This window comes from Archangium sp., assembly GCF_045802675.1.
Classification (GTDB): Bacteria; Myxococcota; Myxococcia; order Myxococcales; family Myxococcaceae; genus Archangium.
In genome coordinates, this window is sequence record NZ_JBJMQO010000005.1 from 175,164 (window position 1) to 192,526 (window position 17,363).

General features: G+C 69.7%; 12 protein-coding genes. 7 read left to right on the top strand and 5 right to left on the bottom strand.

What is annotated here, in order from left to right:
* Positions 1 to 205: 205 nt before the first annotated feature.
* Genes rho through ACJ8AN_RS01455 form a run of 3 tightly spaced genes read left to right on the top strand, consistent with a single transcriptional unit; the run spans position 206 to position 4,588 of the window.
* On the top strand, positions 206 to 1,834 hold the full coding sequence (rho, locus tag ACJ8AN_RS01445) for a transcription termination factor Rho (protein ID WP_407753366.1): 1,629 nt from the start codon (positions 206 to 208) through the stop codon (positions 1,832 to 1,834).
* A gap of 20 nt (positions 1,835 to 1,854) precedes the next feature.
* On the top strand, positions 1,855 to 2,169 hold the full coding sequence (locus tag ACJ8AN_RS01450) for a hypothetical protein (protein ID WP_407753367.1): 315 nt from the start codon (positions 1,855 to 1,857) through the stop codon (positions 2,167 to 2,169).
* 43 nt (positions 2,170 to 2,212) lie between these two features.
* Positions 2,213 to 4,588, top strand: coding sequence for a YfhO family protein (locus ACJ8AN_RS01455; RefSeq protein WP_407753368.1), 2,376 nt, complete (start codon positions 2,213 to 2,215; stop codon positions 4,586 to 4,588).
* Between the two features lie 82 nt (positions 4,589 to 4,670).
* Here the strand turns inward: ACJ8AN_RS01455 and ACJ8AN_RS01460 are convergent, their stop codons facing one another.
* Positions 4,671 to 4,940 (bottom strand): hypothetical protein, encoded by a 270-nt coding sequence (locus ACJ8AN_RS01460; protein WP_407753369.1) that lies wholly within the window; start codon positions 4,938 to 4,940, stop codon positions 4,671 to 4,673.
* A 120-nt stretch (positions 4,941 to 5,060) separates the two neighbouring features.
* Positions 5,061 to 7,514 carry a hypothetical protein gene (locus ACJ8AN_RS01465; protein WP_407753370.1) on the bottom strand — a complete coding sequence of 818 codons (2,454 nt, stop codon included), beginning with the start codon at positions 7,512 to 7,514 and terminating at the stop codon, positions 5,061 to 5,063.
* Between the two features lie 137 nt (positions 7,515 to 7,651).
* Between ACJ8AN_RS01465 and ACJ8AN_RS01470 the strand changes: the two genes are divergently transcribed.
* Positions 7,652 to 8,455, top strand: a complete 804-nt coding sequence (locus ACJ8AN_RS01470; RefSeq protein WP_407753371.1) for a tetratricopeptide repeat protein — start codon at positions 7,652 to 7,654, stop codon at positions 8,453 to 8,455.
* A gap of 93 nt (positions 8,456 to 8,548) precedes the next feature.
* Positions 8,549 to 12,706, top strand: coding sequence for a kelch repeat-containing protein (locus ACJ8AN_RS01475; protein WP_407753372.1), 4,158 nt, complete (start codon positions 8,549 to 8,551; stop codon positions 12,704 to 12,706).
* A 38-nt stretch (positions 12,707 to 12,744) separates the two neighbouring features.
* On the opposite strand, the gene ACJ8AN_RS01480 is transcribed toward ACJ8AN_RS01475, so the two are convergent.
* Genes ACJ8AN_RS01480 through ACJ8AN_RS01490 form a run of 3 tightly spaced genes read right to left on the bottom strand, consistent with a single transcriptional unit; the run spans position 12,745 to position 15,190 of the window.
* The gene (locus tag ACJ8AN_RS01480; RefSeq protein ID WP_407753373.1) at positions 12,745 to 13,935 is read right to left on the bottom strand and encodes an AI-2E family transporter; all 1,191 of its coding nucleotides are present in this window, start codon (positions 13,933 to 13,935) and stop codon (positions 12,745 to 12,747) included.
* A 32-nt stretch (positions 13,936 to 13,967) separates the two neighbouring features.
* Positions 13,968 to 14,426 (bottom strand): hypothetical protein, encoded by a 459-nt coding sequence (locus ACJ8AN_RS01485; RefSeq protein ID WP_407753374.1) that lies wholly within the window; start codon positions 14,424 to 14,426, stop codon positions 13,968 to 13,970.
* Between the two features lie 26 nt (positions 14,427 to 14,452).
* On the bottom strand, positions 14,453 to 15,190 hold the full coding sequence (locus ACJ8AN_RS01490; RefSeq protein WP_407753375.1) for a glutamine amidotransferase: 738 nt from the start codon (positions 15,188 to 15,190) through the stop codon (positions 14,453 to 14,455).
* Positions 15,191 to 15,410: 220 nt separating this feature from the next.
* Between ACJ8AN_RS01490 and ACJ8AN_RS01495 the strand changes: the two genes are divergently transcribed.
* Both ACJ8AN_RS01495 and ACJ8AN_RS01500 read left to right on the top strand, forming a co-directional pair.
* Positions 15,411 to 16,871 (top strand): glutamine synthetase family protein, encoded by a 1,461-nt coding sequence (locus ACJ8AN_RS01495; RefSeq protein WP_407753376.1) that lies wholly within the window; start codon positions 15,411 to 15,413, stop codon positions 16,869 to 16,871.
* A gap of 10 nt (positions 16,872 to 16,881) precedes the next feature.
* The coding region (locus ACJ8AN_RS01500) for an iron-containing alcohol dehydrogenase (RefSeq protein ID WP_407753377.1) at positions 16,882 to 17,363 on the top strand (482 nt) is incomplete at its 3' end.

Genomic DNA, 17,363 nt, shown 5'->3' on the forward strand with positions numbered 1-17,363 from the left:
TCTTGCGGCGGCTCATGAGGGTTGTTGTCCCACCTTCAAGCGCCTTCTCTTCCCAGCACTAGGTTCCACCACCCGCGAGGTCCCGGCAAGAAGGGATCCCGGGTGCCTGCCTGAGGGTGTTTCGCGTTCCGCGTACCCCACGGACGACTTCCACGACATTCCCGAGCGCGCCCCCCAGGCGCCCGCCAGCACCAAGCCCCCCATCATGGCCAAAGCCCGTTCCCCCAAAGAGAAGATCCCGGACACCGTCGAAGTCGTCGAGGAGGAGAAGCCCAAGCGCCGCACGGCGCGGGCCAAGACGGCCGACCGGGACGACACCGAGAAGCCGGCCCGCCGCCGCGCGGCCCCGGCCCGTCGCGAAGAGGACACCGAGGCCGAGGCCGAGACGCCCGCCGTCCCCGAGACGCCGCGCCCGGTGCTCACGCCCATGCCCTCCCACCCCGTGCGGGACGAGGAGTACCAGGAGGTCCGCGCCCACGCCGTGCACGAGGAGGAGCCCGCCGTGCAGCCCGCGGCCCCCGAGCCCGTCGAGGCGCCCGTCCTCACCGAGGTGACGCGCGATGGCGCCCCCATGCAGGTCATCAAGCTCAATGACCTGAAGCGGATGAAGATCACCGACCTGGCGAAGATGGCCCACGACTTCGGCGTCGAGGGCTACCAGGGCCTGAAGAAGCAGGACCTCATCTTCTCGCTGCTGTCGGGCATCGCGGACAAGCGTTTCGAGGTGCACGCCGAGGGCGTGATGGAGCTGCTCAGCGACGGCTTCGGCTTCCTGCGCAGCTCGGACAGCGACTACCAGCCCAGCCCGGACGACATCTACGTGTCGCCCTCCCAGGTGCGCCGCTTCAACCTGCGCCCCGGCGACACGGTGACGGGCCCCATCCGCCAGCCCCGCGAGGGCGAGCGCTTCTTCGCGCTGCAGAAGGTGGACAAGGTCAACTTCACCGACCCGCTGTCCGAGGCGGCGCGCGAGCGCATCCTCTTCGACAACCTCACGCCGCTCTACCCCACGCGCAAGCTGAAGCTGGAGCACGAGGGGTCGGAGATGACGACGCGCATCATCGACATGTTCTGCCCCATCGGCCTGGGCCAGCGCTGCCTGATTGTCGCGCCCCCCAAGGCCGGTAAGACGGTGCTGCTGCAGAACATCGCGCACGCCATCTCCAAGAACCACCCGGACGTCTACCTCATCGTGCTGCTCGTGGACGAGCGCCCCGAGGAAGTCACCGACATGGAGCGCAACGTGCGCGGCGAGGTGGTGAGCTCCACCTTCGACGAGCCGGCCACGCGTCACGTGCAGGTGGCGGAGATGGTCATCGACAAGGCCAAGCGCCTCGTCGAGCAGAAGTACGACGTGTGCATCCTCCTGGACTCCATCACCCGTCTGGCACGCGCCTACAACACGGTGGTGCCGGCCTCGGGGAAAATCCTCTCCGGCGGCGTGGACGCCAACGCGCTGCACAAGCCCAAGCGCTTCTTCGGCGCCGCGCGCAACATCGAGGAGGGCGGCAGCCTCACCATCATCGGCACCGCGCTCATCGACACCGGCAGCCGCATGGACGAGGTCATCTTCGAGGAGTTCAAGGGCACCGGTAACTCGGAAATCGTCCTGGACCGCAAGCTGATGGAGAAGCGCATCTTCCCGACGCTCGACATCAACAAGTCCGGTACGCGCAAGGAGGAACTGCTGCTCTCCCAGTCGGACCTCATCCGGATTACCGCGCTACGTCAGGTGCTGCACCCGTTCACGCCGATCGACGCGATGGAATTTGTGCTCAAGCACATGCGTCCGACCGCGACGAACGCCGAATTCCTCGGCTCGATGAACCGGTAGCACCGGTAGGGAGTCGGCACATGCGCCGCACCCGTTCTGTTTCAATCACCGTCCTCGCCCTGGGGGCGGTGCTCGGAATGGCCGCCGGGTGCGGCCCGGTCGAGTCGAACTTCACCGAGAACCCGGCACCGCTGTCCAACCGCATCTGCTACACGGACGCGGATTGCACGGGCAACGCATGCTGCGGCCTGGGCACCAACCCCACCCACGTGCAGGACGGGCCCAACTGCTCCAACGTGCGCTGCACCAATGACTGCCCGGTGAATGGGCTCGACTGCGGACGCTGCCTCGTCATCTGCCGCGACTCGCGCTGCGAGGCCGCCTGCACGAATTGAGGGGCGCGACTCCTCCCGGGTCAGCCGGTATGTTCCGCCGGGCATGAGCCTTTCCGAGCAGGCCAGGACTCGCGCCGCCCTGGTGGGCACCGCGCTCGTGGTGCCCCTCCTCTTCTTCCACCGGGCGGCGTTCTCGGAGGAGATCTTCATCTCGCGCGACATCCTCCGGGTCTACTACCCGTTGAGGAAGTACTGGGTGGAGCGCGTCTCCCAGCTCCAGTTCCCGGACTGGTACCCCTATGACGGGTTGGGGCAACCCTACGCGGGCATGCCCATCTCCGGCACGTTCCACCCGGCCAACCTGCTCTACCTGCTGCTGCCGCTCGGCACGGCGCTCAAGGCCGTCACCCTGCTGTCCTACGTGGCCGCGCTGGGCGGCACGTACCTCTTCGCCCGGTCGTGGAACCTGGGACGGGGCCCCGCGCTGCTCTCGGGGCTCTCCTACGCGCTGTGTGGCTACATGGTGGGCATCAGCAACAACCTGCTCTACCTCATGGCCGCCGCCACCTTCCCGTGGGCCCTCTGGGGCGCCGAGCGCTTCCTGCGCCAGCCCTCTCCGGGCCGGGCCGCCGCCGCCGCCCTCCCGCTGTGCCTCGTGCTCCTCGGGGGAGATCCGCAGAGCTTCGCGGTGTGCAACGGCCTCCTCCTCGTGCTCGCGTTGCCGCGGCCGGGGCAGGGGAGGGGCGCCCGGGCCCTGCCGTGGGCCGCGCTGCTCATCGTGCTCGGCGCGCTGCTGTCCGCGGTGCAGATCGTTCCCACGCTTCACGTGCTCGGCCAGGCGCACCCGTCCGCTGGTACCCTCGACGTCGCCACCCGCTTCTCCTTCCATCCGCTGCGGCTGGGGGAGCTGGTGCTCGGGCCCCTCTTCGTCGACCCCGAGGTGGGCGCGGTGAGCTCGCCCGGGCTGGCGGACCAGGTGCTCGACTCCGGCATGGGCACGCTCTGGGTGGACTCGGTGCACCTGGGGGCCACGGCCTGCCTGCTGCTGCTCGGCGCTCTCTGGGCGCACCGTCGCCAGCCCCGGGTGTGGTGGGTGGCGGGGCTCGCGCTCTTCTTCCTGCTCCTGTCCATGGGCCGCTCCCTGCCGCTGTATGGGTGGCTCTACCGGTGGCTCCCCCTCTGGGGCTCCTTCCGCTACCCGGAGAAGTTGCTGCCCTATTTCCTCTTCCCGTGCGCGCTCGGTGCGGGCGCCGGACTGGAGGCCCTCGAGCGCGAGCCTTCCCTCCGGCGGCGGCTCGGTCTGGCCGGGCTCGGGCTCGCGGCGCTCTGCGGAGGGCTGGCGCTGGCGGAAGGGTGGGGCGGGCTGTTCTCGCGCGGCGTGGTGGGCTCGCGCTGGGCGACGCCGGACCCCGCCGTGCTGGAGCTCATCCACGGCAACGTCGTCCGCATGTCCCTGCTGACGGCCGGCGCCTTCCTCCTCTCCAGCCTCGTGCTGCTGGGGGTGGAGCGCTCCGGCCCGCGCGTGGGCCTGCTCGCCGCCATGCAGCTCGGCGTCCTCTACCTGTCCAATCAGGACACGTACCACGTCACCTACCCGGACGTGCTGGAGCAGACCCCTGGTCTCGTGGAGCAGCTCCACCAGCACGCGCCGGACACGGGCGCCGGACGGGCCCGCACCGTGAACGGGGTGCGCCACATCTCCCCGCCCGAGATTCCCGGGCTGGGCCCCATGGACGTCGCGTCGCTCTACCTCTCCGCGGCGCTCGAGCCGGACATCCCCGCGCTCTGGAACCTGGAGAGCGCCACGCCCTACCTGCCCGCCGCCTCCCAGCGGTACGCGGACCTGTACACGTCCCTCCCGTTCGACACGTGGTGGAACCACTTCGCCGGCCTGTTCGACGTGCGCTACCTCACCGTGGACGGGCGCACGTTCCAGCAGATGGGCGCCCCGCGGGAGCAGGTCGTCTCCGTGGATCGCTCCATGGGCCTGGTGCTGCTCCAGCATCCCATGGCCCTTCCCCGCGCCTACCTGGCCCCGCCCGTGTGCGTCCCCGATGCGCGCTCGGCGCGGGCGCACCTCCTCTCCGCGTCCTTCCAGCCCGGCCGGGAGGCGGTCATCGAGTGCGCCGGCCTCGAGGACCCACCGCTCCCCGCGTCCGGCGAGCCCGGGCAGGTGGCCTTCCTGCGCTACGAGCCGGAGCACGTGGAGCTCGACGTGAAGGCCCCCGGCCCCGAGGTGCTCGTGCTCAACGACGCCTGGTACTCCGGATGGAGCGCCACGCTGGATGGGGAGCCGGTTCCCGTCCTCCCGGCCAACGTCGCGGTGCGCGGCGTGCGAGTCCCCGCCGGTGCGCACCGGGTGGTGTTCTCCTACCGCACTCCCGGCCGTTTCGCCGGGGTGGCCGTGTCACTGGGCACGCTGGTGCTGCTCGTCCTCGCGACGCTCGGGTTGCGCCGCACTAGCGCGATGTACCCGTAGGGCTCGTGCGCCGCCACGCCGATGAAGTCTTTGGAGGCCAATCCCATCAGGGCACCCGAGTAGGTTCCCTTCATGAGCCCGGTCACGAGGTTGTGAAGGTGATCATCAGCCCGAGGCTCAGGCCGACATCGAGGGGGTGAGCGAGGGCGTTATCGATCAGCCCCTTGTTCGCCCGTTTCTCGAGCCGGGCTTTGACGTTGTCCTTCGACTCCGTCACGTCCCGATACTTCCACCCCTTGGAGACCGTGTAGTACAGGTCGCGGACCTCGTCGGGCGCATACAGGAGCAGGCCCATCCGCGTGCCCGAGAAGCCGCGGTTCAAACGAGCCGGTTCGTTGCCGAGCAGCGGCATGGGGGTCTCCGCGAGGTGATGGATGTGCCGTCGCCGCTTGAGACCCGTGAACGGGCTCTTTCGGGCAACGGCTCCTTTCGGAGGCTTGAATTCCCGGGGCGCGAGCCTCGGCGGGGAAGCCTACTGGGGCCGCACCTGGAACGTGTAGGGCCCGGCCGGACGACTCTCCCCGTTGGAGTGGGTCTTGATCTCCAGGAAGTGGGTGCCGCTCAGCGTGGGCGTGAAGGAGTTGGCGCTTCTCGGCACCACCGTCCCATCCGGAGCCCGGATCGTGGCCACGAAGAGGAAGAGGTTGTCGAGGCCTTGGAGCGAGTACGGCTGTCCCGCGGTGAGCGACAGGGCGAAGACGTCCGTGTCCGCCATGTGCTCGAGCGTCCCACTGACCGCAGTGCCGACCTCCACCGGAGTGGCGTGGGCCGCGTCGTCCCCATGGTCGTCCGTGCCCAGCTCCTCGAGCTTCACGGTGTAGCCGGAGAGGTCGCCCTGGACGAGCAGGGTGACCGTCTCCGTCTGGAAGGCATCGAGCTCATAGCGACTTTCAAAGTAGGTGAGGCGGGTGAAGACGGTGGCGACCGTGCCGCTCGGCGAGCCCACCGAGAGCGTGCAGGACGAACAGCTGACGCGGTAGTAGGTGCCCGCGGTGGCCGCGAAGGAGAAGCTGTCCACGTCTCCCGGATGACCCCAGGCGGTGATGCTGCTGCCCACGGAGAGGGGGGTGGCGGTGTCCACGGTGTCCCCGTAGTCGTCCGCGCCCTTGTCCTCGAGCTGGAGCGTGTAGCCGCCCGGGGTGGTGGATGTCGTCGAGGTCTCCAGGAAGTACGTCCCCTCGCGCGTGAGCTTGCCGGCCCAGGTGGACGCGGGGGGGCTCAGCGGGGTGCCCGAGGCGTCCTTCAGCTGCAGGACGCAGTTGGTACCGCAGAGGGCCGAATAGACGTGGTCCGCCTGCACGCTAAAGGAGAAGACATCCTTGTCGCTCCGCGTCTCGTGCCGGGCGGAGAGCATCACCGAGGGCGAGAGCGTGAGGGGCGTGGCCCCGGCGAGCGTATCCGCGTGGTCCTCCGGGCCGAGATCCTCGAGCTGGCAGTGATAGGCGAAGCGCAGTACCTCCGAGGACACCGTGACGAAGTAGCTCCCCGGGGTGGAGACCTTCCCAATGACCCAGGTGGGTTTCCCGGCCGCGAGGAGCGCCGTGTCGAGGGTGTCTCCCGCGTCGTTCTCGAAGCGGAGGTTCCATCCTGGCGAGGTCGTCGAGGCGGCATCACAGCCGAAGCGCCAGACGTGCTCCGCCTCGCTGGCGGTGAAGGAGAAGACGTCCTGGTCGATGGGGGACTCGACGAGGCCCGTGACCGTCCCGGTGCCGGGGACCGGGGTGGCGTCCACCCGGGAGTCGCCCTGCGCGTCGGCGCCGAGGTCCTCGAGCTGGTAGCGCCAGACGCTCGCGCGCGAGGCCTGGGTGAGCACGCTGTAGTAGGTGCCGGTGAGGGGTGCCTTGAACTGCTGGAGGTGCGGCTGCGACGGGCTGGACTCGAGCCGCACGCGCGCGCCCGAGGCATCCTGGAGGGACTCGAGGCAGGCACTGCCCGTCCCGTCCACCCCCAGCGCGCACGCGACGCGGTAGTAGTGGCCCGCGAGGAGCGGGGCGGAGAGCACGTCGATGTCGGACGTGTGCTCGAAATATCCCAGGCGGGGCATCCAGGAGGGGGTGATGGGGGTGGCCGTGGCGGGCGTGTCGCCGTGGTCATCCGCGCGCCCCTCCAGCGTACAGGTGTAGGGGAGGGAGGTGTCGGCGTTGATGCCCCTGGTCTCCTCGGCCACCGAGAAGAAGAGCCGGCCCGGGGTGCTCACCAGGAGCGAGACGGAGGGGTCGGGCTGGGGGATGTACTGCTCCGAATGCGCGAGCAGCTTTCCCTGCTCGCTCCAGAGGCCCAGCTCCCAGCGGTCGATGCCCATCGGGAGGTGGCAGGTGAGCGCGTAGGAGAGACCCGCCTGCGCCTCGAGGAAGAAGAGGTCCTCATCCCCCGGGAATTCGAAATGGCCGGTGAAGGTCACCGTGGGCGAGGGCTCGAGCCGCGTGGCCATCCGCGGCGCGTTGCCGTGGTCGTCGGGCCCGAGGGCCTCGAACTGCCAGTAATAGAATCCCGCATCGTCGGCGTCATGTCCGGACAGGGAAGCCTCGATGAAGAACGGCTCCCCCTGGGGGCTTTGAAGGAGGAGGGACACGGGTGCGGCGGACTGGCTCGTCTCGGTCAGCAGGTGGCCCTGGGAGTCCCAGGACCGCAGGGTGCAGCCCTCGAACCTTCCCGGGTAGCAGCTGAAGCGGTAGGCGTGCCCCGCCACGGCGTTCAAGGAGAACCACTCCGCGTTCGAGTCGCCAGAGAGCGCGAAGTCGGTGGAGTCCGTGGGTTCCGAGAGCTGGAGCGGGTCGCGAGGGGGGAACTGCCCGGTCGCGGGGTCGTCGTCCGGAGGCGTTCCGGGCACGGGCGGGCATCGCGACTGACCTGGGGAGGAGGCGCAGTCTTCTCCGGGCTGGCAGGCCGGCAGCAGGCCCAGGCCAAGGCCCAGCGGCACGAGCATCCACACTCGTCGAAAATGGACGTGCATAGGAAGTGGGCTCCCCCTCGAAGCATCGTGGTGGGAGGTAGAATACACGCGTGGGGGGTGCCCGTGATGACCCCGGGTTGGAGTAGGCTGCGGGCATCCACTTCCCAGCCATGACCCCGCGCACCTTGCTGCTGCTCGTGCTGTTCGCTCCCGTGGCCGCCTGGGCGGAGTTGCCGGGCTTGCAACTCTACGAGAGCGGCGAGTACGAGGCGGCCGTGAAGTCCTTCGAGGCGGTGCTGCGCGAGCCTCGCAGCACCCGGGAGGAGCAGGGGCTGGCGCGCGTGTACCTGGCGGCCTCGCTGCATGCGCTCGGGCAGGTGGGGGCGGTGAGGCAGCAGCTCGAGGCGCTCGCGCGTGAGCAGCCCGAGCTGCGTCTGGACCCGGCGCGCTTCCTCCCGGAGCTGGTGGCGTTGGCGGATGCCATCCGCGAGCGGGTGGAGTCGGAGCAGCGGTATGCGGAGGCCGAGGCGGAGCGCGAGCGCAGGGCCCGGGAGGAGGCCGCGCTCCTGCGCTCGCTGGACAAGGGGCTCCCCTCCCGTCTGCGTCCGGAGGCGCTTGGCATCGTCGATGCGACGGGAAACGTCTTGATGGGGACCGGCGTGACCTATGGCCGGGGACCCTGGGAGGCCAGCGCGCGGGCCTGGTTCAGCGGCGCTCCCGTCTTCCATCTCCAGGGCGGGTGGTTGCTGGGCAGCGGTGTCTTTCATCCCTACCTGGGCCTGCGGGGCCTGATCGCTCCGGGCAGACAGGGGTATGGGGGGGGCGGCGTGGTGGGTGCGCGCTACTCCCTGCCGGCCGGTTTCGTGGCGATGCTGGACGTGAGCGCCGAGTACTTCATCGTCAACGACGGGACCCATGAGCCGTTGGCGTTCACCGCGCTGGCGGGCCTCGGCTTCGACGTGCGTCTGCCCTGACGTGCCTCGGAGGGAAGCTGTGAACCGCGTCATAGGCACGGCCCGACGCGCTCCAGGTACGATTCGACCATGACCTTCGCGAGGTGTTCCTGCGTGCGTCGGCTGAGCTTGCTGCTGTGCCTCCTGCTGGCCTGCACTCCATCCGCGGAGCGTCCTCGGGACCCGGGCAGCGCGCCCCAGGGCCCTGGCCCGTCGCGGGGTTCCGTGCGTGCGGCCGCGCTCCAGGGCGAGGGGCGCGCGGGCTGGATACCGGCGAAGCCGTCGACCGTCGCTCGCGGAGGCCAGGTCGCCACCCAGCTGTCCGATGGCAGGTTCCTCGTCACGGGTGGGGCCAACGACACGGGTCCCGTGAACGCGGTGGAGCTGTACGAGCCGCTCACGGGAGCGTGGAAGGCCATTGGCCCGATGGCGCAGGCCCGCACCCAGCACACCGCCACCCGGTTGTCCGCCGGGGACGTCCTCGTCGTGGGGGGGATGGGCGGGACGGGTCCCCTCGCTTCCGTGCAGCTCTACCAGGCCAGCACCTCCTCCTGGCGTGTTCCCTCCAGCCCCATGATCCAGGCCCGCAGCGGCCACACCGCCACCTGGGTGCCGGGGGACGACAGCGTCCTCGTGGTCGGCGGTTCGGGCCCCAGTGGTCCCCTGGCGTCGGTCGAGTCGTGCAGCTCGCGCTACCCCTCCTCCTACGTGTGGAAGAACATGGCGCCCCTGGCCCAGGCCCGCACCCACCACACCGCTACGTCCCTGCCCGGCGGCAGGATCCTCGTCGTCGGTGGACTTGGAAGTGACGGCAGTGCCCTGGCGACGGCGGAGCTGTATGACCCGGCCACGAACACCTGGGCCACCACCGGTGCGCTGGCGCAGGCCCGCTCGGGCCATACCGCGACCCTGTGGCCCGACGGCAGGGTGCTCGTCATCGGTGGACTTGGAAGCGACGGCGGTGCCCTGGCGACGGCCGAGCTGTATGACCCGACCTACGGCACCTGGGCCAACACCGGCTCGCTGGCGCAGGCGCGCACGGGCCATACCGAGGCCGTGCTGCCGGGCAACCTGCTCCTCGTCGCGGGCGGGCTGGGGAGCGACGGCGAGCCCCTCGCGACGGCGGAACTGTATGACCTGGCCACGGGCACCTGGGCCTCCACCGGCCCGCTGATCCAGGCCCGTTCGGGCCACCTCTCCCTTCCCCTGCCCAGTGGCAAGGTGCTCGTCTCGGGGGGGCGCGGTGCCGGTGGCGGCGCGCTCTCCACGTCGGAGTCGTACGACCTGGATGCGAGCTTCTGGGCGCCCACCGGCTCGCTGGCGCGAAGCCGCTACGGCCACACCACCACCCTGCTGTCGGATGGCCGGGTGCTCGTCGTGGGTGGGGGCGACAGGAATGGAGTCTTCACCTCCGCCGAGCTCTATGATCCGCACCGTGGCACCTGGACCCCGACCGGCTCCCTGCTCCAGGCCCGGAGCGGCCACACCGCGACCCTGCTGACGGATGGCCGGGTGCTCGTCGTGGGTGGGGGCGACGGGAACAGAAACCTCCTCAACTCCGCCGAGCTCTACGATCCGCTCCTCGCTACCTGGACCGCGGCCCACGCGCTGACGCTGGCTCGCGCTGGACACACCGCGACCCTGCTGCGCGACGGCATGGTGCTCGTCGTGGATGGCTCCCCGTCCTCGTCGGTCTACGCCTCGGCGGAGCTGTACGACCCGGGCCTCGACGTCTGGTATGACGCCGGCACGCTGGCGCAGCGCCGCTCCTCCCACACCGCGACCCTGCTGCCCGACGGCAAGGTGCTCGTCGTGGGGGGAAGATACGCGAGCGACACGAGCTCCCTGGCCGAGCTGTATGATCCGAGCCGCAACACCTGGTCCCTCACCGAGGCACCGGCCCGGGTTCGCGTCGGCCACACCGCGACCTTGCTGCCCGACGGCAGGGTGCTCGTGGCGGGTGGGGTAGGGAACAGCTCCGGCGCCCTCTCCACGGCGGAGTTGTACGACCCGGCTCTCGGCACGTGGAGCCCCGCGGGTTCAATGGCCCAGGGCCGCTGGGGGCACCTCGCGACCCTGCTGCCGGACGGCAAGGTGCTCGTCGTGGGCGGCACCTCGGCCATGGGCAGTCTGGTCTCGGCGGAGCTGTATGATCCGGCCACCCACTTCTGGAGCTCCACCGGTTCGCTGACCCGGCTCCATGGCGGCGGTAGCGCCACCTTGTTGCACAACGGCAAGGTGCTCGTCGTGGGCTGGGTCTCCGCCTTCTCCTCCACCTCCGATGAGCCGGCCGGTGCGGAGCTGTACAACCCGGTCGGCGCCACTTCCTGGAGCTTCACCGGCTCCCTGACCCAGGCCAGCAGCGGGTACTCGGCGACCTTGCTGCCGGACGGCAAGGTGCTCGTCGTGGGTGGATATGCCGAGGCCTATGATCCGGCCAGCGGCACCTGGAGCCGCGTTGGCTTGCCCACTCAGTCGCTGTCTTCGTTCACCGCGACCCTGCTGCCCACGGGCAAGGTCCTGTTGGTGGGAGAGGGCGATGACTTCGAGAGCCACAAGCTCGTCGGCCTCGCGCAGCTGTACGACCCGGTCAAGGCGGCCTGGGCTCCCACGGGCGCGCCGACCCGGGTACTGGGTTCGCACTCCGCCACCTTGCTGTCCAATGGGCAGGTGCTCATCCTGAACGGACAGGACGGAGAGGTGTACGACCCGGCCACGGGCACCTGGACGGGCATCCGCTCGATGCCCCAGTCGCGCGTCTCGTTCACCGCGACCCTGCTGCCCACGGGCAAGGTGCTCGTCGCGGGGGGAGGCAGCGGCAGCGGCTTGTACGCCGCAGAGGTGTACGACCCGGCGACCGACACCTGGGAGACCACCGGCCTGATGCATCCCCGGTACGCGCACACGGCGACCCTGCTGCCCAACGGACAGGTGCTCGTCGGGGGGGGGCTCGGAAGCTCGGGGTCCGTACTCGCCACGGCGGAGCTGTACGATCCGGTCACGGGGAACTGGAGCGCCACGGGCTCGCTGAACGACGGCCGCAAACAGCACACGGCGACCCTGCTGCCAGATGGCCAGGTGCTCGTCACCGGCGGAGTCGGCGCCTCGAATGTCATCACGGGGAGCGCCGAACTCTATGACCCGGCCCTGGGCACCTGGTCTCCTACCCACTCCCTGAACCAGGTCCGCTCCCAGCACACGGCGACCCCGCTGACCGATGGCAGGGTGCTCGTCGTGGGGGGATACGCCGTCTCCACTTCCCTGGTTTCCGCCGAGCTGTACGAGGGCCCAGGGTCAGGTGGAGCAGGGCGTCCGTCCATTACCGGGGTCCTCCCCGCCACGCCCTTGAAGGCCGGCGCCACGCTCGAGGTGAGGGGCCTGCGCCTGTGGGGGCTGTCCGAGGGCAGTGGCGGAGGCCAGGCCGCGTCCTCCGCCGCGAACCTTCCCCTGCTGTCCCTGCGCTCGGTCGAGGGCAGCCAGTGGGTGGCGCTGTCCGGGCGCGACTTCTCGGACACCTCCGCCACCGCCACCCTGCCGCTGCTGCCCAACGGGTACTACGTGCTGAGCATCACCACCGGCGGCCTGAGGACCGGCTGGATGATCCTCATCCGGGACACCACGGCTCCGCAGACGCGGATCACCGCCGCTCCGGCCACGGTGACCCGCTCCACCACCGCCTTCTTCTCCATTTCCTCCAGTGAGCCGGGCTCCTCGTTCAGTTGCGGCCTCGATGGCGCCCCGCTCTCCACCTGCTCCGAACTGGTCTCGTACGCCGCCTTGCGCGATGGGCCCCACTCCTTCCGCGTGCGCGCTCGCAACCGCGTCGGGAACGTGGACCCCTCTCCCGCGGAGCACTCCTGGACGGTGGACACCGTGGTTCCCCAGGCCCCCGAGTTCCTGTCTCCGGCTCCGGGTGCCAGGCTCAGCACGCTCGTGCCCACCCTCTCCGGCAAGGCCGAGCCCGGCAGCACGGTCACGCTGTTCCTCGATGGCAGCTTCGCCGCCACGACCACCGTGGGCACGGAGGGCTCCTGGAGCGTGGCGTCCCCGTTCCGGCTCGAGCCGGGCAAGCACCACGCCTCGGGCGTGGTGACGGACGCCGCCGACAACACCAGCACCGCCTCGCCCGAGGTCGCCTTCACCACCTCCAGGCCCAGCTACTACAGCTGCGCGGCGGCCTCGCCGGACGCGGGATGCGCGCCCTGGGCGCTGCTGCTGCTCGGGTGGGGGGTGAGACGGGCCGGACACACGGGCCGCCGGACGTCCGCGTGAAGGCACGGGCCGCCACGGGCCGCACCGCACCGCGTCAGCTACTTCGGCGGCTCGAGCTGCACCTGCACCTCGCCGAGCCGGGGCTGGGCCTTGAGGCGCGCGTAGTCGAAGCAGGCCACCACGATGGAGGCCACCGGCACCGCGAAGAGCGCTCCCACCAGCCCGAACATCTTCTCCCCGGCGATCAGGCTGAAGGCGATGATGACCGGGTGGATGCGCGCCGCCGAGCCCATGATTTTCGGGTTGAGGAAGTACGCCTCCAGCGCGTGGATGCCGACGATCCACAGCAGGATGGCGAACCCCTTCTGGAAGCCGTCCGCCATCGCGATCAGCACGATGGGCACCGAGCTCAGGATGGTGCCGAAGATGGGAATCAGGCTGAACACCGTGGCCACCGTGGCCAGCAGGAAGGCGAACTTCACCCCGAACAGCATCAGCCCCACGAACGTCAGCGCTCCGTTCACCAGGCAGATCGTCACCTGCCCGCGCACCACGCCCGACAGCGAGCGGTCGATGCGCTCGAGCAGCAGCTGGGCATCCGTCCCGTAATTCACCGGCACCAGGCTGGTGATGTAGCGGACGATGGCCTGCGCATCGATGGAGAAGAACGCCGCCACCATCAGGGTGAAGAACGTCATGAACACGCCGGCCAGCACCGACGTGATGATGTTGCGCGACACCGTGACGATGTCGCCCATGTGCTCGCGCGTGAAGGCCTTCAGGCTCATGGCCATGTCCTGGATCGTCCTCTCCAGGTCGAGCGACAGGCCCGTGGTGGGCACCCCGTTGCGGATCTCCTCGGGCGTGGCGATGGCCACCGGAATCCCATTGGCGCGCAGCCAGTCCTCGGCGCGGTCGGCCAGCTGGTGCACGCGCTCGGGCGTGAGCGAGTTGAGGAACGCCACCCCGTCCCGGCTGATGCGCGTCAGCTCCCGGTAGAGCTGCGGCACCATGGCGATGAAGAAGAGGTACACCGCCAGGAAGAAGAGCGCGTAGATGAGCAGGATGCCCGCCCAGCGCGGGATGTTGTGCCCCCGCACCCGCACGCGCGTGAGCCGCGTCACCAACGGGTGCACCAGGTAGGCGAGCAGCGCCGCGCTCGCGAAGGGCAGCAGCACCGAGTGGAACAGGACCAGGATGACGGCGATGGTCAGCCACAGGCCCAGGAGGATGTAGAGGCGCTTGCGGCGTTGGTCCGCCGTGACGTTGAGCTCGTGGGGCTGCAGCATGGCGCGGCTTATGGCAGAGGGATCGTTGGGTCTCAAGAGAGGGGCGTCTGGAGCAGCCTCAGGCGGGCTTCCAGGCGCTCGAGGCACTGCAACATGAGCCGGCGGTTGACGCGGCCCTCCGTGGCCTCGCCCAGGCCCAGCATCTGGTCCACCAGCCACCGGTTCAGGAAGAGCAGGGGGAGCCGGTCCGTCGGCGTCAGGCCGTGCTGCAGGTAGCGCTTGTTGCGCATGTAGTCGTCGTAGGCCGCCAGCTCCCGCTCCAGCTCCCAGCGCGACAGCCGCAGCGCCTCGTCATAGACGGCCCTCGCCGGGCGCGGAGGCGGCTCGGTGAAGAGCGGCGCGAACTGCCCGCCCACCTCCAGGTCAATCTCCTGCACCGGCGGCGGCCACTGCTGGAGATCCTTGGCCAGCAGCTTCGCCACCTCCTCCAGGAGATGGTCCATGAGGGGGACGGGCTTCGTCTCGAAGAGGTAGTCCCAACGCGAGGCCATGCCTCGTTCCTACCCCACCCCCGCCCTCAGGTGAACCGCTCCACGAAGTTGCGGAGGATCCGCTGCCCGGCCGGCGAGGGAGCAATCCCCGCCAGCAGCCTCGGCACCCGCTCCCCGGGTGCATGCCCCCGCTGGGTTGCTTCGACCTCCAACTTTTCGGTTCGGGCGAGAATCAGCGCGCGCATGGCCGCCGGGTGGACCTCGGGGTGGAACTGCACGCCGCGGATGAGCGGCCCGAAGGCGAGCGCCTGGACACCCGTGTTCGCGTTGCCCGCGAGCACCGTGGCGCCCTCCGGCGGCTGCTCGACGATGTCCTCGTGGGTGGCCTGGACGCTGAAGCGCTCGGGCAGGCCGTGGAAGAGGGGATCCTCGCGGCCCGCCTCGCTCAGGGAGACCTCCACGGTGCCAATCTCCCGGCCGTGGCGGTTGCGCACCACCCGCGCCCCGTGAGCACGCGCGAGCAGCTGGTGCCCGAAGCACACCCCGAGCACCGGCACCCCCCCGGCCGCCGCGCTCAGCATGAAGTCCGCCGCGCGCTCCATCCACGGCTCGAGCTGCGTCACCGACGCGGGCGAGCCCGTCATCATCACCGCGTCATAGCCCGCCGCGCTGTCCGGCAACCGGGCCCCCCGGTGCACATGGAGGATGTCGAACTGGCAGCCCCCGGGCGCGAGCGACTCGACGAACCAGTGCTCGTAGTCGCCGACGCTCAGCTTCACGGTGGGGGCCGTGTCGCCCGTTTTCAAAAGGAGAACGTTCTTCATCGCGCCTCTCGGTGGGCCGGGTTGCCGCTCCGGAGTGTGGTTCCTACGTTCGGCTGCCGCTTCTTGGTTTCCATGACTGACGCTCGCTCGCTCTCTCCCCGACTGTCGGCTCACAAGCTGCGCATCGTGGGTCAGCCTGTGGAGGACCCCGTCGAGCGCGGAACCTTTCAGGAAAAGGGCATGGGTCATGGGTGTCGGGCGACGAAGGAGGAGGAGGCCAATGGCGAACCGTTCCAAGGCGAAGGTCATCACCCTGCCACCCCCAGCGGGCAGGCGAGCACGCTCCAAGGAGAAGGAGCGCGGCAATGTGCGGGCAATTCGCGAGCCCTCGGACTCGGACGTGCTGCAGAAGTGGTTCGAGGAGAAGGGCGTCCGCCAGGTGAAGATCGGCGGCATCGACGTGGACGGCATCTGGCGCGGCAAGTACGTGTCGCTCGAGAAGTTCCTCTCCGCGTGCAAGGGCGGGCTGGGTTTCTGTGACGTGGTGTTCGGCTGGGACATCCGCGACGAGCTGCTCGACAACACGCGCGTGACGGGCTGGCACACCGGCTACCCGGACGGGCAGGCCCGCATCGACACCTCCACCGGGCGCATCATCCCGTGGGAGCCGGACACCGCCGCCTTCCTCCTGGACTTCGTCAACCCGGACGGCTCGCCCTTCGAGCCCAGCCCCCGCCAGCTCCTGCAGAAGATGGGGCAGCGCGCGCGCGACATGGGCTTCCAGCCCAAGTTCGGCGCCGAGTACGAGTTCTTCATCTTCAAGGAGACGCCGCAGTCCCTCAAGGAGAAGGGCTACGAGCGCCTCACGCCGCTCACGCCGGGCATGTTCGGCTACTCGTGGCTGCGCACCTCGCTCAACGCGCCGCTGGTGCACGCCCTCATCGACGGGTGCCGCGACTTCGGGCTGGAGCTCGAGGGCTTCCACACCGAGACGGGCCCGGGCGTCTTCGAGGCCGCCATCCGCTACGACGACCTGGAGAAGGCCGCGGACAAGGCGGCGCTCTTCAAGACGGTGGTGAAGGAGATCTGCTCGCGCCATGGGCTGACGGCCTGCTTCATGGCCAAGGTGAACGAGAAGCTGCCGGGCTGCTCGGGCCACATCCACCAGTCGCTCTGGTCGCTCAAGAGCCACGAGAACGTCTTCCACGACCCCGAGTCCCCCGATGGCATGAGCCAGACGATGCGCCACTACATCGGCGGCGTGATGGCGCTCATGCCCGAGCTCACCGCGCTCTACTGGCCCACCGTCAACAGCTACAAGCGCAGCGTGGAGAACACGTGGGCGCCGGTGAAGGCCACCTGGGGCCGGGAGAACCGCACCACCGCGGTGCGCGTCATCGGCGACAGCCCCAAGTCCATGCGGCTGGAGTACCGCCAGACGGGCGCGGACATGAACGCGTACATCGGCATGGCGGCGAGCCTCGCGGCGGGCCTGTGGGGGATTGAGAACGAGGTGGAGCCGCCCGAGCCCGTCGCGGGCAACGGCTACTCGGCCGAGGCGCCCGCGCTGCCCCGCTCGCTCAAGGAGGCGGTGCAACTGCTGTCGGGCTCGAAGCGGGCGAAGCAGATTCTGGGCGAGGAGTTCGTGGACCACTACGTGCGCACGCGCGACTGGGAGGCCCGCCAGTACGAGCGCGCCGTCACGAGCTGGGAGCTCGAGCGCTACATGGAGCTGATTTAGGGAGACACCGATGAAACCGTTCGACATGCCGAGCGAGACGCGCATCACCGAGCTGTCCTGGCCCACCAAAATCGTCCTCGGGGCCGGGGCCCTGAAGCGGCTGCCCGCCCAGGTGGCGAGGCTGAACATGAAGCGCCCGCTGGTGGTGACGGACGCGGGCGTGGTGAAGGCCGGACTGGCCGGGCGCCTGTACGCCGTCCTCAAGGAAGCCAACGTCTCCTTCGCCACCTTCGAGGAGGTGAAGCCGGACCCCACCGAGCGCGATGCCTTCGCGGGCCTGGACGCCTACCGCTCCAACAAGTGCGACGGCATCATCGCCATCGGCGGAGGCAGCCCGCTGGACGCGGCCAAGCTGGTGCAGGTGCTCACCACGCACGAGCCCCCGCTCTCGCGCTACGACGACGCCACGGGCGGCGACCAGTACGTGCGCGACAACATGCCGCCGCTCATCGCCATCCCCACCACCGCGGGCACCGGCTCGGAGGTGAGCCG

Coding starts and splice junctions, on each gene's coding strand:
- rho (WP_407753366.1), top strand. CDS start 206: ATGGCCAAAGCCCGTTCCCCCAAAGAGAAGATCCCGGACACCGTCGAA.
- ACJ8AN_RS01450 (WP_407753367.1), top strand. CDS start 1,855: ATGCGCCGCACCCGTTCTGTTTCAATCACCGTCCTCGCCCTGGGGGCG.
- ACJ8AN_RS01455 (WP_407753368.1), top strand. CDS start 2,213: ATGAGCCTTTCCGAGCAGGCCAGGACTCGCGCCGCCCTGGTGGGCACC.
- ACJ8AN_RS01460 (WP_407753369.1), bottom strand. CDS start 4,940: ATGCCGCTGCTCGGCAACGAACCGGCTCGTTTGAACCGCGGCTTCTCG.
- ACJ8AN_RS01465 (WP_407753370.1), bottom strand. CDS start 7,514: ATGCTCGTGCCGCTGGGCCTTGGCCTGGGCCTGCTGCCGGCCTGCCAG.
- ACJ8AN_RS01470 (WP_407753371.1), top strand. CDS start 7,652: ATGACCCCGCGCACCTTGCTGCTGCTCGTGCTGTTCGCTCCCGTGGCC.
- ACJ8AN_RS01480 (WP_407753373.1), bottom strand. CDS start 13,935: ATGCTGCAGCCCCACGAGCTCAACGTCACGGCGGACCAACGCCGCAAG.
- ACJ8AN_RS01485 (WP_407753374.1), bottom strand. CDS start 14,426: ATGGCCTCGCGTTGGGACTACCTCTTCGAGACGAAGCCCGTCCCCCTC.
- ACJ8AN_RS01490 (WP_407753375.1), bottom strand. CDS start 15,190: ATGAAGAACGTTCTCCTTTTGAAAACGGGCGACACGGCCCCCACCGTG.
- ACJ8AN_RS01495 (WP_407753376.1), top strand. CDS start 15,411: ATGGCGAACCGTTCCAAGGCGAAGGTCATCACCCTGCCACCCCCAGCG.